17 protein-coding genes and 1 pseudogene are annotated in these 21749 nt (G+C 70.7%); 7 read left to right on the top strand and 11 right to left on the bottom strand.

The window, feature by feature from the left end; translation table 11 throughout:
• Positions 1 to 52: 52 nt before the first annotated feature.
• A complete protein-coding gene (locus tag BQ7106_RS05370) occupies positions 53 to 4468 on the top strand; it encodes an acyl-CoA dehydratase activase (RefSeq protein WP_072372569.1) in 4416 nt (1471 codons plus the stop codon).
• Positions 4465 to 5097, top strand: coding sequence for a TetR/AcrR family transcriptional regulator (locus tag BQ7106_RS05365; RefSeq protein ID WP_072372566.1), 633 nt, complete (start codon positions 4465 to 4467; stop codon positions 5095 to 5097). The genes BQ7106_RS05370 and BQ7106_RS05365 overlap by 4 nt, the downstream gene beginning before the upstream one ends.
• Positions 5098 to 5572: 475 nt before the next feature.
• Here the strand turns inward: BQ7106_RS05365 and BQ7106_RS05360 are convergent, their stop codons facing one another.
• Positions 5573 to 6778 (bottom strand): putative ABC transporter permease, encoded by a 1206-nt coding sequence (locus tag BQ7106_RS05360; protein WP_240307444.1) that lies wholly within the window; start codon positions 6776 to 6778, stop codon positions 5573 to 5575.
• 526 nt (positions 6779 to 7304) lie between these two features.
• Positions 7305 to 8465: an IS256 family transposase gene (locus tag BQ7106_RS05355; protein WP_072372560.1), complete on the bottom strand. Its 1161-nt coding sequence runs from the start codon at positions 8463 to 8465 to the stop codon at positions 7305 to 7307.
• Between the two features lie 174 nt (positions 8466 to 8639).
• On the opposite strand from BQ7106_RS05355, the gene BQ7106_RS05350 reads away from it, so the two are divergent.
• Entirely contained in the window at positions 8640 to 9902 is a 1263-nt protein-coding gene (locus BQ7106_RS05350; protein ID WP_072372557.1) for an MFS transporter, read from the top strand.
• A gap of 16 nt (positions 9903 to 9918) precedes the next feature.
• Here the strand turns inward: BQ7106_RS05350 and BQ7106_RS05345 are convergent, their stop codons facing one another.
• The 7 genes and pseudogenes from BQ7106_RS05345 to BQ7106_RS05315 form a co-directional block, all read right to left on the bottom strand.
• Complete coding sequence (locus BQ7106_RS05345; RefSeq protein ID WP_072372554.1) at positions 9919 to 10584, bottom strand: MBL fold metallo-hydrolase; 666 nt, start codon at positions 10582 to 10584, stop codon at positions 9919 to 9921.
• 35 nt (positions 10585 to 10619) lie between these two features.
• Positions 10620 to 11660, bottom strand: coding sequence for a Gfo/Idh/MocA family protein (locus BQ7106_RS05340; protein WP_072372551.1), 1041 nt, complete (start codon positions 11658 to 11660; stop codon positions 10620 to 10622).
• A gap of 65 nt (positions 11661 to 11725) precedes the next feature.
• Positions 11726 to 12481 carry an SDR family NAD(P)-dependent oxidoreductase gene (locus tag BQ7106_RS05335; RefSeq protein ID WP_072375343.1) on the bottom strand — a complete coding sequence of 252 codons (756 nt, stop codon included), beginning with the start codon at positions 12479 to 12481 and terminating at the stop codon, positions 11726 to 11728.
• Positions 12482 to 12559: 78 nt separating this feature from the next.
• A pseudogene (locus tag BQ7106_RS11170) lies at positions 12560 to 12736 on the bottom strand (LysR family transcriptional regulator); the annotation flags it as partial.
• Positions 12737 to 12796: 60 nt separating this feature from the next.
• On the bottom strand, positions 12797 to 13924 hold the full coding sequence (locus BQ7106_RS05325; RefSeq protein ID WP_159431270.1) for an ABC transporter ATP-binding protein: 1128 nt from the start codon (positions 13922 to 13924) through the stop codon (positions 12797 to 12799).
• A gap of 11 nt (positions 13925 to 13935) precedes the next feature.
• A complete protein-coding gene (locus BQ7106_RS05320; protein ID WP_083526926.1) occupies positions 13936 to 14991 on the bottom strand; it encodes a FecCD family ABC transporter permease in 1056 nt (351 codons plus the stop codon).
• 1 nt (position 14992) lies between these two features.
• Positions 14993 to 16171: an ABC transporter substrate-binding protein gene (locus BQ7106_RS05315; RefSeq protein ID WP_072372545.1), complete on the bottom strand. Its 1179-nt coding sequence runs from the start codon at positions 16169 to 16171 to the stop codon at positions 14993 to 14995.
• Positions 16172 to 16349: 178 nt separating this feature from the next.
• Between BQ7106_RS05315 and BQ7106_RS05310 the strand changes: the two genes are divergently transcribed.
• On the top strand, positions 16350 to 17195 hold the full coding sequence (locus BQ7106_RS05310; protein WP_072372542.1) for an alpha/beta hydrolase: 846 nt from the start codon (positions 16350 to 16352) through the stop codon (positions 17193 to 17195).
• Between the two features lie 212 nt (positions 17196 to 17407).
• On the opposite strand, the gene BQ7106_RS05305 is transcribed toward BQ7106_RS05310, so the two are convergent.
• Positions 17408 to 18850, bottom strand: a complete 1443-nt coding sequence (locus BQ7106_RS05305) for a radical SAM/SPASM domain-containing protein (protein WP_072372539.1) — start codon at positions 18848 to 18850, stop codon at positions 17408 to 17410.
• Positions 18851 to 19217: 367 nt separating this feature from the next.
• Between BQ7106_RS05305 and BQ7106_RS11005 the strand changes: the two genes are divergently transcribed.
• Both BQ7106_RS11005 and BQ7106_RS10825 read left to right on the top strand, forming a co-directional pair.
• The gene (locus BQ7106_RS11005; protein ID WP_159431269.1) at positions 19218 to 19367 is read left to right on the top strand and encodes a hypothetical protein; all 150 of its coding nucleotides are present in this window, start codon (positions 19218 to 19220) and stop codon (positions 19365 to 19367) included.
• A gap of 203 nt (positions 19368 to 19570) precedes the next feature.
• On the top strand, positions 19571 to 20167 hold the full coding sequence (locus BQ7106_RS10825) for a TetR/AcrR family transcriptional regulator (protein ID WP_072372536.1): 597 nt from the start codon (positions 19571 to 19573) through the stop codon (positions 20165 to 20167).
• 69 nt (positions 20168 to 20236) lie between these two features.
• On the opposite strand, the gene BQ7106_RS05295 is transcribed toward BQ7106_RS10825, so the two are convergent.
• Positions 20237 to 20713 (bottom strand): universal stress protein, encoded by a 477-nt coding sequence (locus BQ7106_RS05295; protein WP_072372533.1) that lies wholly within the window; start codon positions 20711 to 20713, stop codon positions 20237 to 20239.
• Between the two features lie 163 nt (positions 20714 to 20876).
• Between BQ7106_RS05295 and BQ7106_RS05290 the strand changes: the two genes are divergently transcribed.
• Positions 20877 to 21713 carry an MBL fold metallo-hydrolase gene (locus BQ7106_RS05290; protein WP_072372529.1) on the top strand — a complete coding sequence of 279 codons (837 nt, stop codon included), beginning with the start codon at positions 20877 to 20879 and terminating at the stop codon, positions 21711 to 21713.
• Positions 21714 to 21749 lie beyond the last annotated feature (36 nt).

Below are 21749 nucleotides of genomic sequence, written 5' to 3'. Positions count from 1 at the left end.
GCCTGCGCAGGTACACTCACCTACGTCGAAATCGCAACGGGGCAGGTGACACATGGCAGCAGCGGCAGGCGAGCTCAGGGTCGGCATCGACGTGGGGTCCACGACGGTCAAGGTCGTGGCCCTGGACCGTGACGGGCGCACGCTCTTCTCGCGCTACGTCCGCCACGGCGCCCGCCAGGCCCTCACGGCCTCGCGGGTCCTCTCCGAGCTCGAGCGCTCCTTCCCGGACGCGCGCCTCCGCGCCGCCCTCACCGGCTCGGGCGCCCCCACGCTCGCCGAGGCCCTGCGCCTGCCCTACGTGCAGGAGGTCGTGGCCAACTCCATCGCGGTCCGCGAGCTCTACCCGCACGCGCGAACGGCGATCGAGCTGGGCGGCCAGGACGCCAAGATCGTCTTCTTCGAGCGCGACGCGCGCACCGGCGAGCTGAGCGTCTCCAACATGCGCATGAACGGATCGTGCGCGGGCGGCACGGGGGCCTTCCTCGACGAGATCGCCACGCTGCTCAAGGTCGAGCCGCGCGACTTCAACGCGCTCGCCTCCGCCGGGTCCACGGTCTACGACATCTCGGGTCGCTGCGGCGTCTACGCGAAGACGGACATCCAACCGCTCATCAACCAGGGCGTCCCCAAGTCGGACATCGCGCTCTCCTCTCTGCACGCCATCGCCAAGCAGACCATCGGCGGCCTCGCCCAGGGTCTCGACATCGTCGCTCCGGTCGTCTTCGAGGGCGGCCCGCTCACCTTCAACCCCGCCCTCGTGCGCGTGTTCTCCGAGCGTCTGGGGCTCGGCGAGGGCGAGGCGCTCGTGCCCGCGCACGCGGAGACCATCATGGCGCTCGGCACTGCGCTCGCCGTCGACCAGCTTTTCTCGGACCGCCCGACCGACCTTGACGTGAGCGAGGCCGTGCGCGCGCTCGAGGAGCTCGACCGACACCCGCGCGCTGAGCGGGCGGAGCCGGACCAGCCGTTCTTCTCGACCGAGGACGAGCGACGCGACTTCGAGGCGCGCCACGCCGTCCCGACCGACCCCGTCGCCCGGAGGGGCGCGGGCGGCTCCCTCGGGGTCTACCTCGGCATCGACTCGGGGTCGACGACCACCAAGTTCGCCCTCGTCGACGAGGGGGGCGCCCTCGTCGACTCCTTCTACGCGTCCAACGAGGGCCAGCCGCTCGACGTGGCCGCGCGCGCCCTTCGCGACCTGGAGGCTCGCCACCGCGCGGCGGGGGAGCGCCTCGACGTCCTGGGAGTGGGCACCACCGGGTACGGGGAGCTCATGTTCGCCAAGGCGTTCGGGGCCGACTACCACGTGGTCGAGACCGTCGCGCACGCCCGTGCCGTTCGCGACGTGGTCCCGGACGCCACCTTCGTGCTCGACATCGGCGGCCAGGACATGAAGGCCATCTGGCTCGACCACGGCATCATTACCAACGTGGTGGTGAATGAGGCCTGCTCCTCGGGCTGCGGCTCGTTCCTCGAGACCTTCGCCGGCTCCCTCGGCATCCCGGTCGAGAAGATCGCGGAAGCGGCCTTTCGCTCGGACGCGCCCGCCCACCTGGGCAGCCGCTGCACCGTCTTCATGACGAGCTCCATCGTGACTGAGCAGCGAAACGGAAGGTCTCCGGACGACATCATGGCCGGCCTGTGCCGCTCGATCATCGAGAACGTCTTCACCAAGGTGGTGCGCGTCCCCAGCATGGACGCGCTGGGCGAGAAGATCGTGGTGCAGGGGGGAACGTTTCTGAACGACGCCGTCCTGCGCGCCTTCGAGCAGCGCGTGGGGCGTCCCGTCACGCGCTCCCCGCACGCGGGGCTCATGGGGGCGATTGGCGTGGCCCAGCTCGTTCGCGAGCACGCCCAGGAGGGGCTTCGCGCCACCGGGCACGTTCCGCGCACCGACTTCGTGGGCTTCGACGCGCTCAGGGACTTCTCGTACGACACCGAGGCGGGTCTCTCCTGTCCCTTCTGCCAGAACCACTGCAGCCGCACGCGCATCACGTTCTCGAGCGGCGCGTCGTGGGTGACGGGCAACCGCTGCCCGCGCGGCGAGGTCGTGGGCGACCCGCGCGACGCGGAGGTTCGCGCCCGCGAGCGCAAGGTCCGCGAGCGGACCGCGCGCGTGCCCAACCTCTTCGCCGAGCGCGAGCGCATGCTCTTCCGCGAGTACCCCGTCACCCCCGTGCGCGACCTCGGTGACGACGCCCCGGTGATCGGCCTGCCGCGCGTGCTCTCCCTCTGGGAGTGGGCGCCCTTCTGGACCACGCTCCTGCGCGCCGCGGGCTACCGGGTGCGGCTCTCGCGCCGCAGCACGCGCGCGATGTTCGAGCGGGGGCTGCCCGCGGTCACGTCCGACACGGTGTGCTTCCCCGCCAAGCTCGTCCACGGGCACCTGCGCGACCTGCGTGACCAGGGGGTCGACCGCATCCTCATGCCGTCGGTCACCACGGTGCCCTCCGACAACGCCTCGAGGACGAGCCAGTCCATGTGCGCGGTGGTCAAGGGCTACCCGCTCGTGGTGAGGAACTCCGACAACCCCGAGCGGCGCTGGGGCATCCCGTTCGACGCGCCGCTCTTCCACTGGTACACCGACGCCGACCGCGAGACGCAGCTCATGGCGTGGCTGCGCTCGTGGGCGGGCCTCACGCGCGTGCAGGCGCGCTCTGCCGTGCGCCAGGCGACCGCCGCGCAGAGGTCGTTCACCGAGGAGCTGGAGCGTCGCGGCCAAGAGGTGCTCGCCGGGGTGGAGAGGGACGGCGGCTGCGCGGTGGTTCTCGCCTCGCGCCCGTATCAGAACGACGCCCTCGTCAACCACGAGCTCCCCGAGATGTTCGTGCGCGCGGGCGTTCCGGTGCTCACGGCGGACGCCGTGCCGGGCGTCCGCGAGGTCGACCTCTCGCGTAGCCGCATCGACGTCGTGAACAACTTCCACGAGCGCGTGCTCGGGTCGGCGGTCATCGCCGCGCGCGACCCCCGCCTCGAGTACGTGCAGCTCGTGAGCTTTGGCTGCGGCCACGACGCCTACCTCTCCGACGAGGTCGTCCGCCTCATGCACGAGATCGGCGACAAGGTCCCGCTCATCCTCAAGCTCGACGAGTCCGACGCCACCGGGCCTCTCGGCATCCGCGTGCGCTCCTTCGTGGAGACGGTGCGCGAGCGCCGCGCGTCCGAGCGGGCCTCGGCCCCCGTCGCCCCGCGCGAGCTCCCGGAGCCCTACCCCGTCAAGTTTGCCCGCGGGGACGAGCGGACCTACGAGGTGATCGTTCCCAACACCTCGCACGCGTTCTCTCGCCTCATGGCAGCGGCGGCGAGCCGGCAGGGCGTCCGCGCCGTTCCCCTCGAGCTCGGACGCGAGCGCGCCATCGCCCTCGGCAAGCGCTACGTGCACAACGACATCTGCTTCCCGGCGCAGATCGTGATAGGCGAGGTGCTCGCCGAGCTCGAGCGCGGCGGCCACGACCCGGATCGGACGGCCGTGATGATGGCGAAGTACGTGGGCGACTGCCGCCTCACGCACTACGGCGCCCTCCTGCGCAAGGCGCTCGACGACGCGGGCTACGGGCAGGTCCCCATCATCACCAACGACGCCGAGGACTCCCACGACCTGCATCCCGGCTTCAGGCTGGGCGTGGGCGCCTCGGTGGACATCGCGCTCGGCCTCCCCATGATTGACGTCTACGAGGCCGTCCTGCGCAGGGTGCGTCCCTACGAGCTTGTGAGCGGGTCCGCCGACGAGGCCTTCGACCAGGCCATGGACGGCCTCGTCGCCGCCATCGAGCGGCACGGCGCGCGCGGCGCGACGGGTGCGTTCAGAAGCGGGCTCGACCTGCTGGCCAGCGTGCCGCACGACCGCTCCCGGCCGAGGCCGCGCGTCCTGATAGTCGGGGAGTACCTGCTCAACTTCCACCCCGGGGCCAACCACGAGATCGAGCGCTATCTCGAGCGCAACGGCCTCGAGATCGTGGAGGCGCGCATGACCGACGTCATCCGTAAGAGCTACTCCTACAGGCACGCCCAGGCGAGCGAGTTCCACGCGGGCATCCCTCCGCGCGAGCGCGCGTGGAACGCCCTCGTGGACGACATCTTCCAGGCGACGCTCGCGCTGACCGACCGCCTCGCGCGCGGCTGCCCGCTCTACGAGCGCCCGGCGAGCATGGCCGAGCTCGCCCGGAGGAGCGACCCGATCATCCATCACACCTTCGACGCGGGCGAGGGCATCCTCATCCCCGCGGAGATCCTGGAGCAGGCGGCGCGTGGGGTGCGCAACTTCGTGATCCTGCAGCCCTTTGGGTGCCTGCCCAACCACGTGGTGGGACGCGGCATCATCAAGCGGGTGAAGGAGCTCTATCCCGACGCGCAGGTGCTCCCGCTCGACTACGACCCCGACGTGAGCCAGGCCAACATCGAGAACCGCCTGCAGATGCTCGTCATGGACATGCGCCCCGACGCCGAGCCCGAGGCGGGCGAGCGATGAGCGCGTCGTCGCGCGAGGGCTCGCGGGCGGCTGGCCGCATGCGGGCGCGGCTCGCGGACGCGCTGTGGAGCTGCCTCGAGTCGCGCCGGCTCACCGAGGTCGGGGTGGGGGACGTCATTGACGCGGCTGGCGTGAGCAGGGGCTCGTTCTACTACCACTTCCCCGACATCGACGCGCTCGTCGCGTGGGCGCTTCGGCAGGAGCTGCTCAACTCGGATCGCGCGGGGCACTCCTTCGTGGCGCTCGCCGCGCAGGAGGAGCTCCCGGACGAGACCCCCGCGGTCTCGCGCAGCCTCGAGCGCGTGTGCCTGCTGCTCGACCGCGGCGGGATGAGCAGCGTCTACGAGGTGACCCTCGATGCGATGCTGGGCCTCTGGTCGACGGCGCTGAGCCCGGACGGCGCGCCGCTGCCGGACGAGGTCGTGGCGCAGCTCGAGTACGCGGTCGGCGGGACGATCGGGATGCTGTCGCGGGCGCGCGCGTCGACCGCGTCCAAGCGCCGCGCGTCGATTGCCTTCGTCCACGAGCGGCACCTCTGGCTCGTGCGCCGCGTCGCCGACGTGCTCGGCATGAGCCCGCGCGAGCTCGCGGCGCTCCTCGAGCGCACGCGTCGCGTCGCGACCCCGTGAGCCCGCGGGCGGAAGCGCCGGTGGCCTGACGGCGGCGCCGGGGTCCCGGTGGCCTGACGGCGGCGCCGGTGGCCTGGCGCCGGGGTTCTGGTGGCCTGCCGAAACTCCCAGCGATTGGGTAGCGTTTTTTATGTTCAATCCACCCGAGAAGCCCACGGGGCCCTATGGGGGGGGCTGGATGCCACGCATGCCGGACGATTGGGTGCTCTTGGGTCCCTTGGAACGGACGCGAAAAAAGGTCGCCACCCAATCGTGCGGGCTTCGTGACAGAATTGCCCTCTACTGTTGACGTGCATGAAGGCAACTACCCAATCATGCCCTCTTCCGGCCCTGGGGCCGAGGCGGAATTACCCAATCGCACCGTCTTTCAGGCAGCGAGCGGACATCGCTGAACCCAAGCAACCAAATCACGTCGCATCCCAGCATGTCCGCCCAGCGGGCACCGCGCTGTCCGCGGAGCCCGGCCCCGCGACGGCTACGCGCGAGCGCTGTTCTCGGGCGTGATGGTCATGGACTGGAAGCGGTTGGCCATGTACTCGTTGTCGTAGTGCTCCGCGTAGAACTCCTCGACGGGAGAGCTCGGCGCGAGCCCGCTCTCGCGCTGGTACCAGCACTCGAGCGACTGGAGCGTCATCACGGCGTTCACGAGCATGAGGGCGGCGCAGACGGTCGTGACGGAGTAGCGTGCCTGCCAGGGGATGAGGTTGATGAGCTTGAGCAGCCACGGCAGGCACAGCTTGATCCACACGAAGCCCAGGGCGCCCCACATGCACATGAACAGGGTCGAGGTGCGCCCCGCGAAGAGGACCGCCACCGGGTCGGGGAAGAGCCCGAAGATCGTGGAGCCCGAGTAGTCCCAGGCGACGGCGCCGAATCCCACCTGCATGAACCACGAGACGGACGCCTCGAAGAGGCCGCCGATCACCGCGGACACCAGGAAGATGACGATGGGGTTGGCGCGGTAGAAGCGGTTGAGCGCCACCGTCATGAGGACGGCCCCCACCCCGTAGATGGGCGAGAACGGGCCGAAGAGCATGCCGGCGCGGTCCTGGTAGACTCCCGGGTCGACGACGACCATGTGGTACACGACCTCTATGGCGAGGCCGAGCACGCTGCAGACCACGAAGACCCAGAACAGGTTGAAGAAGTCGAGCTCGATGAAGCCCCGGTCTCCCTTGGCACGACCGAGCGTGCCCTCCTCGGCCGCCTCCTCGGTCTCCATGTCGCGCAGCTTGCGCTGAAGGCGGCGCTCGGTGACGAGCGTGGGGTCGATGGTCGCCGAGATGACCACCAGGACGAGCAGGCGCACGCCATCGTAGATGAGGTTGTCACCAAAGCCGTTGAGCATGATCTCCAGCAGCAGGTTCACCACGCCCACGCCGATGAGCGCGTAGGCGATCTGGGCCACGTGTCTCCTGCGGTTCCTGAGCACGAGCACGCCGAAGAGCACGTACCCGACGGCGCCGACCACGAGCATGACGATCTGCAGGACGCTGAGGCCCATCGTGAGCGTGACGTCATGGCTCTCCCTGAAGAGGGTGGCTCCGTATTGGGCGAGCGGCACGGCTATGATGGCGATTATGGCGAGCACCGCCGCTGCCGTGACGAGGCAGTAGACGGCGTAGAGCTTGAGGACGACGGAGATCCGACGGCTCTCTGCGGGTACGGGGGCTTCGTTCATGGGGTCTCCCATCGGGCGGCTCTGCAATGGCTCAATCGTACCCATTTGAGCGGGAGATAACGCGATGCCGCCGGGGCGGGCGCGGCCGGCGGTCGCCCCAGCGCGGCGGCGCGCCCTGCGCGCGCCCCGTCAGGGGCCCTCGGTCACGCGACGTCCCACGCAAACGCCCTCGCCGAGGCGGCCCCCTCGACGGCAAGGCGCAGCACGGCGTCGCCGTGACGGGCCATTCGGCAGCTCTGACAATGGTGTCAGGGTATAGTGTCAACCCGCGGGAGGGGACCGTACCAGCCGCTCGCGCCAGCCCCGCACGTCAAACGCCCCTCCCGGCCGACGCTCCCCGACGCGTGCCACGGGAGGAGATGGCGTACCATCAAAGGTAGCCGACACGGCGCCCCGCATGGGCGCAACGACCTGTCAAATGTTCCTGACGGGGCATGTGGGCTGGGAATCTACGGCTTGGTGCGGGGGTACCGTCAAGATTCTTGCGCACTTTCCGACAGCCCCATAGGCCCGCCATCCGGTGCGGCTACTCGTCCAGCAGCGTCACGTCCAGGTAGCGGCGGGAGCCCCACTCGCTCTCGGCGACGTACTTGAGCCTCGCGGTCACGAGCATGAGCGCGCTCCTCCCGTCAGGGAAAGTGCCGACAACGCGGGTTCGCCTGCGTATCTCGCGGTTGAGCCGCTCGATGGCGTTGTTGGTCCTGATCCTCCGCCAGTGCTCGCGCGGGAATCGCGTGTAGGTCAGGGTCTCCGCGTACCCCTCGCGCACGGCCTTCGCGGCCTCCCCGAGCCTCGACGCCTCCAGCTCGGATGCGACCTCGAGCGCCTTGGCCTCGGAGGCCTCGCGCGACTCCATGGCGTGGACGGCCTTGAGCATGGCCGCGACCTTCGGCCTCTTCGACTTGGGCACCCTGGCCAGCACGTTGCGGTAGAAGTGCACCGTGCACCTCTGGTAGGCGGCCCCCGGGAACACCTCGGCGATCGAGCCGACCATGCCGGCCGCCTTGTCCCCCGTGAACATGCGTACCCCGCGCAGCCCGCGCGACTTGAGCCACGAGAGGAACTCCCGCCAGCACTCGGCCGACTCGGTGAACCCCTCGGCCGCGCCTATGACCTCGCGGTAGCCGTCGTCGTTCACGCCGATGGCGACCATCACGGCGACGTTCTCGTAGGAGCCGCCCCAGCTGCGCTTCAGGTAGATGCCGTCGACGTAGACGTAGGGGTAGGCGCGCTCGAGGGGACGGTTGCGCCACTCCTCGACGGACGCGAAGGCCTTCTCGTTGAGGTTCGAGACGGTGGAGGCCGAGACGCTCGAGCCCCAGAGGATCTCGCTCACGTCCTCGATGCGCCTGGTGGAGACCCCGGCGAGGTACATCTCGATCATCGCCTCCTCGACCGAGGTCTCCCGGCGCCGGTAGCGCTCGATGATGGCCGTCGTGAACCGCACGCCCTTGAGCTTGGGCATGCGGATGGTGACCTCCCCTGACGTCGTCGCGAGCTTCCGCTCGTAGTGCCCGGCGCGGTAGGCCTCGCGGTCGGCGGTGCGCTCGTAGCGCTCGGCGCCCACGAGGTCGCCGGCCTCCTCCTCGAGGAGCCCGTTCAGCGTGTCCTCGACGGTCTTCCTGACGAGCTCGCCGAGGTCGGCCCTCAGCGACTCCTCGTTCAAAGATACAATGGGATCGGGCATGGTCCACCTCCAGCATGTTTCTTGTCTAGGCAACTCGAATCATACCGGGGCGGGCCGTGCCCTCCTTCCTTACCTGGACGCTATTCCGCTGTCAAAGTGCGCAAGAAATTGTACGTTACCTGGTGCGGGCGGGTGCGCAGGTTCGCCCGTGACGCGAGAAGGGATGGCCTCACCTTGGGCGCAAGGACCGGTGACCTCTGGCAGGCAAAGCTCGCCCTCGTGTGGGGCGGCGAGCTCGTCTCTGTGCTCACGAGCTCCATCCTGCAGATGGGGTTCGTCTGGCACATCACGCTCACGACGGGGTCGGCGAGCATGCTCTCGCTGGCGTCGCTCGCGGGCTTCCTGCCGCTGGCGCTCTTCGGCACCTTCGCGGGGACCGTCGTCGACCGACTCCCGCTGCGCAGGACGCTCGTGGGGGCGGACCTGCTCATCGCCGCGGTGAGCGCCGCCGTCGCTGCCGTCTCGCTGACGGGCTCGCTCCCCGTGTGGGTGATCATGGTCGCGCTCTTTGCGCGCGCCGTCGGGAGCGCCTTCCACACCCCGGCTTTCCAGGCGCTCACGCCGCTCGTCGCGCCGGCGGAGCACCTCACGCGCCTCGCGGGGGTGACGCAGGCGGTCCAGTCGGGCGGCTACATCCTCGGAACGGCCGTCGCCGCGGTTATCTACCCGCTCTGGGGCCTCACGGCGATGATCGCGCTCGACGTCGGGGGAGCGCTCCTCGCCACGGCCGCGGTGCTGGCGGCGCGGCTCGACGTCGGCGGGTCGTCCGCCGCGCTGGCCGTCCCCGATGGTGACGGGGCCTCCCTCGGGCTGCTCGCCCAGCTGCGCTCGCTGGTCGCCGAGACCGCGGGCGGCTATCGCGTGCTGCGGGGATACAGGGGCCTCTTCGCGCTGCTCTGGTGCGGCTTCGCCTTCACGCTGGTCTTCTCGCCCATATCGGCGCTCTTTCCCATCATGACGCTCGACCACTTCGGGGGCACGACGGGCGACGCGGCCACCGCGGAGATCGTCTTCTCGGTGGGCATGATCGCGGGCTCGGCGCTGCTCACGGCGACGGGCGGCTTCAGGAACCGCGCCCTCACCGTGGTCGCGGCAACGGCGCTCTACGGCGTGGCGACGCTCGTGGCGGGGCTGCTCGGCTCGGACGGCTTTGCGGCGTTTCTCGGCGCGAGCTTCGTGATGGGGCTGAGCTCGCCGCTCTACTCCGGCCCGCAGGTCGCCCTCATGCAGGAGAAGGTCCCGCCCGAGTACCTGGGTCGCGTCTTCGGGCTCTACGGGGCGATTATGTCGTGGGCCTTGCCGCTTGGGCTGGCGGCGTCGTCGCTCTTCGCCGACGCCGTCGGCGCTCCGGCGTGGTTTGTGGGGGCCGGGGCCGCCATGGTGCTTCTCGCCGCGGCGACCTGGGCCGTCCCCAGCATCCGCCGCATCGAGGGCTGAGCCGTTCCTCGCGGCGTCAGCGCTCGAGCTTCCTGGCGACCGCGATCGCGGGGTCGACCTCGGCGGAGAAGGCGTCGAAGTCCGCGTACGTCCCGACGATGCTGCCGTAGTGCGTGGGCACCGCGAGGCGCGGGCGCAGCGCGTTCACGAAGGCGGCGGCCTGCCGGGCGTCCATCGTGTAGGTCCCGCCGATGGGCACGAGCGCGACGTCGCAGCTCACGGTCTCGTTGTCTCGGTTCTGATCCGTGTCCCCGGCGACGTAGTAGCGCGTCGGGTCTCCGTCGACCGAGAGCACGTAGCCGAGCCAGCCGTTGTCCCTGGGGTGCATGCCCAGGCGCTCGGGCTCCACGTTGTAGGCGGGCACGGCCTCGACGACGAGCTCCGGGAGCTCGAGCCTCTCGCCGGCGGCCATGAGGTGCGTGGCGGCGGCCCCGAGCCCTCGGACCTCGTCCGCCATGCTCGCGGGCGCCACGACCACGGTGCGCTCACCGGCGACGCGCGCGTAGTCCCTCGGCGACAGGTGGTCGTAGTGCGCGTGCGTGAGGAGCACGTAGTCCGCGTCGTGCGCGGCCTCGTCGTCGGTGAGCGAGAAGGGGTCGAGGTAGGCGACCGTCCCCGCTGCGCCCTCCAGGCGAATGGCGCTCTGGGTGAACACGCGGACGCGATCGAGGCTGACGCTCATGGCGGTTGCTCCCTCCTGTGGCATTTTCTGTGATTCTAGCGCTGCGGGGAGCGCCGTCCCGCGAGCATCTCCCGGCGCACGGCGTCGAGCAGCTCGGCGCAGCGCAGCGACGCCGCGAGCGGCATGACGTCCGACTCCGCGCGCCCGGCCAGCAGCAGGTCCACGAAGTGCTCGATCTCGTCGTGGAAGTCGTCGACGGGGTAGGGGAGGTCGAGCCCGACCGGCGCGGCCCCCGCCCGCTCGAGCCGGGCGCGCTGCGGGCGGTGCATGTCATCCACGACGATCTCCCCCGTCGTCCCGACGAGGCGCGCCGTGCGCGGGCCGCCCTCGTCCGCCGCGGTGACGAGGCGCGCGGTGGGCGCGCCGTCCCCGCCGGCCGAGGCGATCTCGGCGTCCACGAAGCAGTCGACGCCGTGGTCCCAGCGCGCCCGCGCGCGCACGACCCCGAGGGGGCCGGGAAGGTAGTCCTCGACCCACGAGGCGCAGTAGATGCCCGAGTCCAGCAGGATGCCCCCGCCGTCCGGGTCGGACAGGTAGTCCCCTCCGCGGGCGATGCGGTCTCCCATGTCATTCTCCAGGAGGGCCTCCACGCGCAGGAGCCCGCCGATGGCACCCTCGGCCACCAGCTCCCGAACGCGCCGGTAGAGCGGGGTGAAGCGCGTCTTCATGGCCTCCATGAGCAGGGTGGTGCCGCCGCGCGCCGCGTCGACGAGCGAGCGTGTCTGCGCCGCGTCGGCGCACAGGGGCTTCTCGCAGAGGACCGCCTTGCCCGCGCGCAGGGCCGCCACCGCCCACTCGAGGTGCATGGAGTGCGGCAGCGCGAGGTAGACGGCGTCGACGTCGGGCCGGGCGAGCAGGGCCGCGTGCGCCGACCCCGCCACGCCGCCGAGGGCCTCGTCGGAGAGGGTCCCCTCCTCCGGCACGCCGTGCTGCGCCGCGAACGCCGCGGCACGCGCGGACGAGCGGCAGCTGATCGCCACGAGCTCGGAGCGCGGCTCGAGCGCGAGGCTCCGTGCGAAGCGATGCGCGATTTTCCCGGCGCCGACGATGCCCCAGCGCACGTCCTTCTCTGTCATATGGAGGCTCCAATCTGACGACGCTGCTTCCGCGCGGACCCCGGGTCCGTTGCCGGGCGCGGGCGCTATCCCATGAGGGCGCGCTCCGCCGCGAGCGCGAGCGGGTAGGGCAGCAGCTTGGTTGCGAGGTAGAGCGCCCGCATGCTCGCCGACGGGATGCACAGGGCCCGTCCGGCGCGAGCCGCGGCGAGGCCGCGCTCGGCGACGCGCCCGGCGTCCTCGAAGCCGGTGAGCCTCGACATCCGCGCCGCCACGTCGTTCGCGCCGGCGTGGTCGAGAAACGCCGTGCGCATGAACCGGGGGCAGAGCGCGGTCACGTGGATGTCGACGTCCCCGAGCTCGGCGTCGAGCGCGCGGGAGAAGTCGAGCACGAACCGCTTGGCCGCCGAGTAGGTGGCGAGCTGCGGCTGCGGCATGAAGGCGGCTACGCTCGAGACGTTGAGGACGCGCGACCCCGGCCCCATGAAGGGCAGCGTCCGATACGTGAGCTCCACGGGGGCGAGCATGAGCAGGCGGGCCATGGCGGCGTTGTCGGGCGCCGGCATGTCGGCGAAGTCCCCGAAGGTCCCGAACCCGGCGTTGTTGGCGAGAAGGACGACGCGGGCCCCGGGCGTCTCGCGCAGGGCGTCCTCGAGCGCGTCGAACGATGCGGGGTCCGTGAGGTCGAGCGCGAACGGGCGCACGAGCGGGCTCGTCTGCCTGGCGTGTCGCGACACGGTCCAAATCTGGTCGAGCGGCCCGAAGGTCCCCTCGGCGAGCTGCCGGACGAGCTCGGCCCCGAGCCCAGACGACGCTCCGGTGACGATGGCGATGCGAGTCATGGCTGCCTCCGTGTGACGGCTTGACGACCGGGCCGCCCTCGGGCGCCGCTTTGTGCGCTCGCCCGGGGTCGGCGACACCCTCATTCTCGCACGAGGCGGTGCCGACCGGTCGAAGAGGGGGCCGCCGACCTCGCCCTCGAGCTCGTGTATCGACTTCGAGACCGCCTGGACCGTGACGCCCTCGTCTCGCGCCGTGGCAGAGAACGTCCCCGTGAGGGAGGTCTGGCAGAAGAACTTCAGCTGTCGGATGTTCATGGCGGGCCTCGTCGACGGGATGTGACGGACCCAGTCTACCGCTCGTGCCGTCGTCGCCCCTCAACCGCTCATTGAGGGGTCCGGCGCCCCGCCGTCGCGCCACCTGCGCACGGGGATGCCGGCCTCGCGCGCGCACTCGAGCAGCTCGGCGTTGCGGGCGTTCCCGGTCCCGAACCCGTCGACGCAGCAGACGAGCTCGCGGCAGCCGAGAAGGACCTCGCGCGCCTCGGCGAGCGCCCGTGCGCTCACGGGCTCGAAGTCCCGCTCGGTCACCGTGCGGACGGCGAGCCGCCGCGCGAGCAGGCCGTCGGCGTCGTGCTCGTGGAGCACCCCCGCGGCGAAGGGGGTGCCGGCACGGGCGAGCGCGCGGAGGCATGGCGCCCCCGTCCCGCCCCCCGCGACCACGAAGACCTCGGGGTCGCCGCTGGGCCGCGGGAGCTCGACGCTGCCGAACGCGGGGTCGTACGTCCCCGGCTCGAGGCCGTAGAGCTCTGCCACCCGACCCTCGGTGAAGACCTCGTCGGGCGACCCCTGGAAGAGGACGCCGCCGTCGCGGATGCAGATGACGTGGTCGGCCGCCTTCTGCGCGAGCTCGATCTCGTGCAGGGACGCCACCACGGCGACGCCCCGCTCGCGCGCCTCGCGACGGAGCAGCGACAGCACGTCGAGCTGGGAGCGGACGTCGAGGTAGGAGGTCGGCTCGTCGAGCAGCAGCACGCGCGGCTCCTGGCAGAGCGCGCGGGCGAGCAGGACCCGCTGGCGCTGGCCGTCGCTCACGTGGCCGAAGTCGCGCTCGGCGAGCCCCGCGACACCCGTCGCCTCCATGGCGGCCCGCACCGCCTCGCGGTCCGCCTCGCCGAGGATGCCCAGGCGCCCGGTGAAGGGGTAGCGCCCCGCCTCGACCACGTCGCGGCAGGTGAGCAGCTCGGTGCGCGGCCGTCCGGTGAGCATGACCGACATCGTGCGCGCCCGCTCCAGGTCCGCGACGTCGCCCAGGGGGCGCCCGACGAGCTCCACGGTCCCGCCGAGCGCGCGGAGCTGCCCGGCGACGGTGCGCAAGATCGTGGTCTTGCCGGACCCGTTGGGCCCGACGAGCGCCACGATCTGTCCGGGGCGCACGGCGAGGCAGACGTCGCGCACGAGGGCCCGCGCGCCGTGGCCCACCGCCAGGTCCTGTAGCTCGAGCACGGGTCTCGCAGTCATCGGGGGACCCTTCCGCGCAGCATGAGGGCGATCACGACGGGCGCGCCGAAGACCGCCGTCACCGCGCTCACGGAGAGCTCGACGGGCGAGAAGAGCGTGCGTGCCAGGAGGTCGCACCCGCAGCAGAAGGCCGCGCCCGTGAGGAAGCACGCGGGCGTCACGAGGATCGGCCGCGACGAGCCCACGCCGCGCCTGGCGAGGTGGGGCGCCGCGATGCCGACGAACGAGACCGGTCCCGCGAACGCGGCCACGCACGCCGAGAGCAGGCTCGAGACGGCCACGATGAGCATGCGCAGCCCGGTGACGTTGACGCCCACGCTCTGGGCGTGCGGCTCTCCGAGCTGGAAGGCGCCGAGGGGCTTCGAGAGCGCGAACACGGCGGTCGTCATCGCGAGCACCGCGACCGCGACGATCGCCACGTCGCCCCAGGTGGCACCCGAGAAGCTCCCCCGGGACCAGTTGTCGAGGTTCACGATGCTCTGGTCGTCGGCAAAGGCCACGAGGAAGTTGGTGGCGGCCGAGCAGATGTAGCCCACCATCACGCCGGCGACGATGAGCATGCTCTGCGTGCGCACGCGCCGCGAGATGAGCAGCACGAGCCCCATCGTGGCGAGCGACCCGGCGAACGCCGACCCCACGGATGCAGCCGGGCTCATGACCTGTCCCGCGCCCAGCACCACGATCATCACCACGGCCACCACGAGCTTCGCCCCCGAGGATATGCCCAGGACGAAGGGGTCCGCGATGGGGTTGGCGAAGAAGGTCTGCAGCAGGAACCCCGAGAGCGAGAGGCCGCCCCCCAGAAGCAGCGCCTCGACGGCGCGCGGCAGGCGAATCTGCCAGATCACCTGGCTTGCGGTGCCCGTGTCGGCGGGCCCCGCCGCGAGGATGCGGGCCACCTCGGCGGGCGCGGTGTCCACGCTCCCCAGGCACAGGCTCGCCGCGAAGAGCGCGCACAGGGCGAGAAGGACGACGAGGTCGAAGGCCGCCGCCCTCGTCACGCCCCGCGCGCGGCGAGGCCCCGTCGTGCCGAGGCCGCCTTCGCCCCCCATGCTACTCGAGCCTCCAGACGTAGGTCGTGGGCTCGCCGGAGTCGGTGAGCGCGCGGCGCACGTCCTCGATGATGTCCGCCATGCTGGTGATCTGCTGGTAGAGGTTCGAGTCGCAGGCCCAGACGCGTCCCTCGCGCACCGCCCTGAAGTCCGCGAGCAGCTCGTTCTTCTTGACGAGGGCGTCGAGGGAGGCCACGCCGTCGTCGATCGTGCCGTTGTAGATGATGACGTCGGCGTCGCGCGCCCCTGCGTAGAAGGCCTCCATCTCCACCGTGACGGTGGTGGGGGAGGAGTCCGCGGCGCCCTCCTCGGAGAAGCTCACGTACTCGCCGCCCGCGGCCTCGATCATCTGGCAGAAGTAGTCGCCCGCGCGGCGCGTGACCGCGGCGCCGTCCTCGTTGACGTAGAAGAAGGCCACGCTCCTGCCCGTCGGGGCCTCCCGCGAGACCTCGTCGACGCGCGCCGCGACGTCGTCGAAGACGGCGGCGGCCTCCTCGTCGCGGCCGAAGAGCGCCCCCATGAGCTTGATCCACTCAAGCCTGCCGAGCATGTCCCCCTCGCGGCTCGACTGCTCCATGAGGACGGTCACGCCGAGCTCCTCGAGCTTCGCGCGAACCTCGGGGACGTGGTCGATGTTGGTGTTCTCGATGGCGAGCGGGCAGCCCGTGGCGGCGACGAGCTCGTAGTCGGGCGAGCGGTAGATGCCCCCGTAGCTGATGCGGCCGTCCTCGAGCCGCGCGGCGAAGTCCTCGACGGGCGAGTCCTCGGCGCGCACGGACGACACCGCAACGGCGTCGAGCGCGCCGATGGCGTCCACGAGGCAGATCATGGCGGTCGAGACCAGGTAGACGCCCTCGATCGGGAGCCGGATCGCCGCCACGTCCCCGGGCAGGTCGGCCGGTGCGTCGGCGCCCTCGGGGACGATGAGGAAGCGGTCGCCGTTTGCGAGGCTCGCGAGCCGGTGGCCCCCCTCGTAGGACTCGAGGGAGAACTGCGTCGCGTGGGCGAGCGGGACGGTCGCGGGCGCGCCGAGCGTGGCGAGGCCCTTCTCCTCGTCCTCCTCGCCCGGTGAGACGGGGTCGGGCTCGGAGCAGCCCCCGAGCGCAAGCGGGGCGAGGCCGGGGAGGGCGAGCAGGGCGCCCGCCAGGAGGGAGCGGCGCGAGATTGAGGTGTCGGGCATGGGTCCCCTTTCACGGCGGGCGTCACCATCTTCAGGGCGCTCCCATCATACGCCCGCGAGCCGGAGGGATGCCCCGTGCCCCCGGGGTGCCGGGTCACCGCTCGTCCCGGGACGTGCTCGCCCTCCCCGCGTCTGTAAAATGGTGTCCGTCCCCGATTTCCACAAAGAGGAGGCTGTCATGCGCATCGAGAGGGTCGAGCTGCCGTCGAGCGGCTACGGGCACCGCGTGCCCGCGCTCACGGCCTATGTGCGCGACAACGTGGAGGCCCAGTCGTCGCGCCTGCGGCCGGCGGTGGTCGTGTGCCCCGGGGGCGGGTACGAGTTCTGCTCGGACCTCGAGGCCGAGCCCGTCGCGCTCGCGTTCGTCGCTCGGGGGTGCCAGGCCTTTGTTCTGGACTACACGGTGCTCGACGCGTCGGAGGCCGCGCCGCTGCTCCCGCTCCCGCAGCTCGACCTCGCCCATGCCGTGGCGCTCGTGCGCGCCCGCGCCGACGCCTGGCACGTGGACCCGCGCGACGTGGGCGTCCTCGGCTGCTCGGCGGGCGGGCACCTCTGCGCCACGTACGAGGCGCTCGCGCGCGACGAGGCGTTTCTCTCTCGTGCCGGCCTGACGGCTGACGAGGCGCGCGTCGACTGGCAGGTGCTCTGCTACCCGGTGATCGACCTCGGCGCCGGCTGGCCGCCCGACGCCGCCCACGCCGCGCGCCTCTGCGCCGAGGGCTCGCCCCTGCGGCGCGCCCAAGGCCTCGTTGACGCGGGGACGCCGCCCACCTTCGTCTGGCACACGGCGTCGGACGCGACGGTGCCGGTGCGCAACGCCTACGTCTACGCGGAGGCCCTCGCCGCCCACGGCGTCGATCATGAGCTGCACGTCTTCCACGAGGGCCGACACGGGCTGTCGCTCGCCACCGAGGAGTCGGCGCGCTACCCGGATTGCGTGAACGCCCACGCCGCGTGCTGGCTCGACCTGGCGGTCGAGTGGCATGCGGGACAGGCGCCCGAGGGGCGTCGCGTCTGGGGGTAGGGCGACCGGTCGGCGCGCCTTCCAACTGCGTGCGGGTTGCGGACGGAATTTAGTCGAGAACCGACCGCAATCCGCACGTCCTTTCGGTGCGTGCTGGTTGCGGACGGATTGGGACCGTATTTCGACCGCAACCCGCACGTTCTTCTCGCCTGTGAGAAGGGCGAGGGCCGAGAAGGACCCGAGGCCGAGAAGGACCCGAGGCCGAGAAAGACCTACAGCCGCGGCTCCGGCTCGGTCGCGAGGTCGCGTCCCACGCGCGCGAGGCGGGTGACGTCGGTCACGGCCTGCCCCTCGTGCCAGTCCCCTCGCTTGGCGTGCTCCGGATCCTCGGGGTCCGACCAGAGCCGCTCCGCCACCGGTGCCCAGGCGGCCGCCGCCGGGGCGGTCTTCTCGCGCAGCTGCTCGGGCGTCTCCTGCTCGACGAGGTCGGTGGAGCGGGCTCCCGTCTCGGCCACCATGCGCGGCAGGTCGTCCGGGTTCTCGAGCATGGGGCAGGGGCGCAGGTGGTTGGTGTTGAACGGCTGGGCCTCGTAGTACTTCATGAAGAGCGGGGAGCGCAGGGCGTCGAGCAGGCTCACGTCATGGATGTTGGCGTTGGAGTAGTGTATGAAGACGCACGGCTCGACGTCTCCCGCGGCGTTGATGTGCAGGTAGCGCCGGCCTCCCGCGATGCAGCCGCCCACGTACTCGCCGTCGTTCTGGAAGTCGAGCGTGAAGATCGGCTTGACCCCGCGCATCTCGCGCACGAAGCGGTACATGCGCTCGCGCTGCTCGGGCGTGGGCATGAGGTCGGGGGTGCTCGAGCGGCCGACGGGCATGAAGTGGAAGTACCAGCAGAACAGCGCGCCCTTCTCGATCATCCAGTCCATGTTCTCCTCGGTGGCGACGGCGTCCGCGTTGGCGCGCGTCCAGCAGCAGGAGATGCCGAAGGGGAGGCCGTGCTCGCGCAGGAGGTCCATCGCGCGCTCGATCTTGGCGTAGGTGCCGGTGCCGCGGCGCGCGTCCGTGGTGTGCTCGTTGCCCTCGGCCGAGATGGCGGGCACGAAGTTGGCCACGCGGATCATCTCCTGGCAGAAGCCCTCGTCGATGAGCGTGGCGTTGGTGAAGCAGAGAAAGACGCAGTCGGGGTAGCGCTCGCAGATGCGCACGAGGTCGGCCTTGCGCACGAGCGGCTCGCCCCCGGTGTAGATGTAGACGTGGCACCCGAGCGCGCGCCCCTGGTCGACGATCGAGCAGATGTCCTCGTAGCTGAGGTTGAGCGCGTGCCCGTACTCCGCCGCCCAGCATCCGGTGCAGCGCAGGTTGCAGGCGCTCGTGGGGTCGAGCAGGATCGCCCACGGGATGTTGCATCCGTAGGCGTCGCGCGCCCTCTCCTGGACCGGCCAGGCGAGGATGTTGGCGTCCACGATGAGGGCCTTGAGCAGCCGAGCGCGGACCTCGGGGTTGAGGTGAAACGCCCTCAGGATGAGCTCGTACCAGTTGCTCCGGCTGTCGATGGCCCTCCTGAACGCCTCGCGCTGCGTGGGGAAGACGCCCTTGGGCGTGTAGCGGTCGATCGCGTCCATGATCTTGGGGATGCGCGCCTCGGGGTCCTCGTTCACGTAGTCGATGAGCTTGTAGAGCGCGGCGCGTTCCGCCGTCTGGGTGAGCGTCATGGGTGTCTCCTCCGTCTGACAGCCTCGAATGGTACCCAGTCGTTATACCCAGATTGGGAAAAATCAACAAACGTGGAAATGCAGAGGTGTCTCTTCCGTGAAAGCGAGCGGTTCGCGGCATATTCCACAGATCGGCGCGGGTCTGGGGACGTATCCTGTCAGGGCGGATTCGCCCTACCGCTTGCCGACGTTTTTCTTCCGTTCACACCCTAAGATTGCCGTAATTTGAACACAATATGTAATTGGTGTGAATCAGTCGATAATATGCTAGTCACTCTAGATTTGCCCTTCTGTTTCGAGTAGATTTCTTTGCTCGGAAAGCAGATGCGCCACCCGCCACGGGGCGCGACGTCTCAGGGAGGACATCATGGGCCGCAAGCTCAACAACCTGTTCGCGCACATCTTCTCCGGAAGCAAGTCCCAGGCCGCCCGCCGTCACCAGGGCGACAAGAGCTTCTCGCTCGCTCGCGCCGAGGTCGACGTTCGCTCCGGCGCCCCCAGGCTTCCCATCGCCTAGCACCCACGCACGAGAACCCCCTGGGGGGCGAGGGCCGGACGCGCGGCTCTCGCCCCCTCTTGCTGTCGCGACGCCTCCTCCGCGCGGGGGCGTCGGTGGCCTTGCGACGGGCGGGCGAGGTCCCGCGGCGCCGTCGCCTGTGGCGCGGCGCGCTCGTGAGATACTCTTGCCACGGGACGCGACGACGGGACACGGGGGTCGGGATGGGCGAGAAGAGCGCGCGGGGCGTCGATCGGCGCGTCCGCAGGAGCCGCAGGGCCATCATCGAGGCCTTCGAGCGGCTCATCATGAGCTACGAGCTCGACGAGATCACCGTGAGCGCCCTCGCGCGCGAGGCAGACGTCGACCGCAAGACGTTCTACCAGCACTTTGGGACCATCGACGGGCTTCTCGACGCCATAGCGGAGCAGACGGTCTCGGAGATCCTCGACGAGGTCGAGCAGGCGGTCGGCGACGACGTCCCGCCCGGCGACCGCGCGCGGCTCCACGCCTTCTTCGACGCGCTCATGAGAAACCTCAGCGAGGACCTCATCCTCGAGCAGCGCTACTACGAGCACATCCCCTCGGAGCTGCTCTTCGAGCGTCTCTCTCGCCCGCTCATGCGGCAGATCGTGGACCGCGGCCTCGCGAGCGGGGCCCTCACGGGAGACGACCTCGAGATGCTCCTCTCGTTTGGCCTCGGAGGGCTCTTCTCGCTCTACCGGTGGTGGTTCCTCTCGGATCGCTCGATCCCGCTCGAGGAGGTCACGCGGCGCGCGGGGCTCCTCGTCGAGGGAGGGGTCTCCGAGCTCCTGGACTAGCGTCCCGACGAAAAACGGGCTCGCCGAGGGGTGCGGCGAGCCCGTCTGTCCACGGTTGCGCCCGTCACGCTACTTCACCGTGAGAACGGGCACGTCGACCGAGCGCAGTACGCCGAAGCTCACGCTTCCGAGCATGCCGCGCAGGGCGCCCAGGCCGCGACGGCCCATGACCACGAGGTCGATGTCGCGGCTCGTGACGTAGTCGACGATGCCCTCGAGCGGCGAGTTTGAGATCACCGCGTCGGCCACGATCTTGCACCGCGCGTCGTCGCGCGACTCGTCGACGGCGCTCTGGACGTCAGAGACCGCGCGCTGGACCGTCGACTCCATGATGCGCTCGTAGGTGGTGGGGTCGCCCATGGCATAGGGCGTGTCGAGGCCGATGTCCCCGAGCAGCGTGGGGTTGGGCAGAGACGCGGAGGGGATGACGGTCACCACGTGGACCGTTGCGGTCTCGTAGGGGCCGGCCAGGCCGAGTGCGATGTGCAGGGCGCTCTTCGCGTGGTCGGACTCGTCGTAGGGGACCAGGATGTTCTTGAAGTACATGGTTGCCTCCTTGCCGAAGTCGACGCCTATCCGCGTTATACCCGTCCCCGGGACGGGCGGTCGCGCCGTCGGCAAGCGCTGCGGAGTTGCCCGTGGGCGTATGATGATCGGGTGGGGACGGGCCATCGGGGCCGTGTCCGGCGGTCGGGGAGGCGAGAGGCACATGCGCGTCACGGTGCTGATGGAGAACTGCACCCCGTCGAGCCGCCTGCTGGCCCGGCACGGGCTCTCCCTGTGGCTCGAGCTCGCCGACGGGAGGCGCGTCCTGTTTGACATGGGGCCGGACGAGGGATTTCTCGCCAACGCCCGCGCGCTTGGCATAGACGTGACCTCTGCGGAGCTGGCGGTCGTCTCGCACGGGCACTACGACCACGGCGGCGGGCTTCGGGCGTTTCTGGACGCATGCTCAGAGGCGGGGCGCGACGTGCCCGTCTACGTGCGCGACGGCGCCTTCGACGAGCATGCGTCGGGAACGCCGGCGGCGCACCATGCCATCGGGATCGACCCTGCGCTCGCCGCCGACCCGCGCGTGGTCATGCTGCGCGGGACGCGCGAGGTCGCCCCGGGGCTCACGCTCCTCTCGACGGGCCGGCGGGACCACCCCGCGGCGCGCTCGAACGCGCGCCTCATGGAGCGGGTGGGGGGCGAGCTGGTTCCGGACCGCTTCCGCCACGAGCAGAGCCTGCTCGTCTCCGAGGAGGGGAGGCGCCTGCTGGTCTCGGGCTGCTCGCACGGCGGCATCCTTAACATCATGGACGCCGCGGAGGAGCTCGCCGGCGCCCCGCTCGATGCGGTGGTGGCGGGCTTTCACCTCATGGACCCGAGTGGCGGCACGGTGGAGGACGAGGCGCTCACGCGTGCGCTCGCGACTGAGCTCGCCTCCCGGCGGGCGCGCTACCTCACGTTCCACTGCACCGGCACGGACGCCTTCGCGCTGCTGCGCGACGAGCTTGGCGCGCGCGTGGGCTACCTCCACGTCGGGAGTCGCGTCGAGGCCTGATGCCGACCCCGGGCCGCGCGCGGCGCCCGGGTATAC

The organism is Thermophilibacter mediterraneus (assembly GCF_900119385.1).
In the GTDB taxonomy this organism is placed as follows: domain Bacteria; phylum Actinomycetota; class Coriobacteriia; order Coriobacteriales; family Atopobiaceae; genus Thermophilibacter; species Thermophilibacter mediterraneus.
This window is presented reverse-complemented; position numbering and strand designations above follow the sequence as displayed.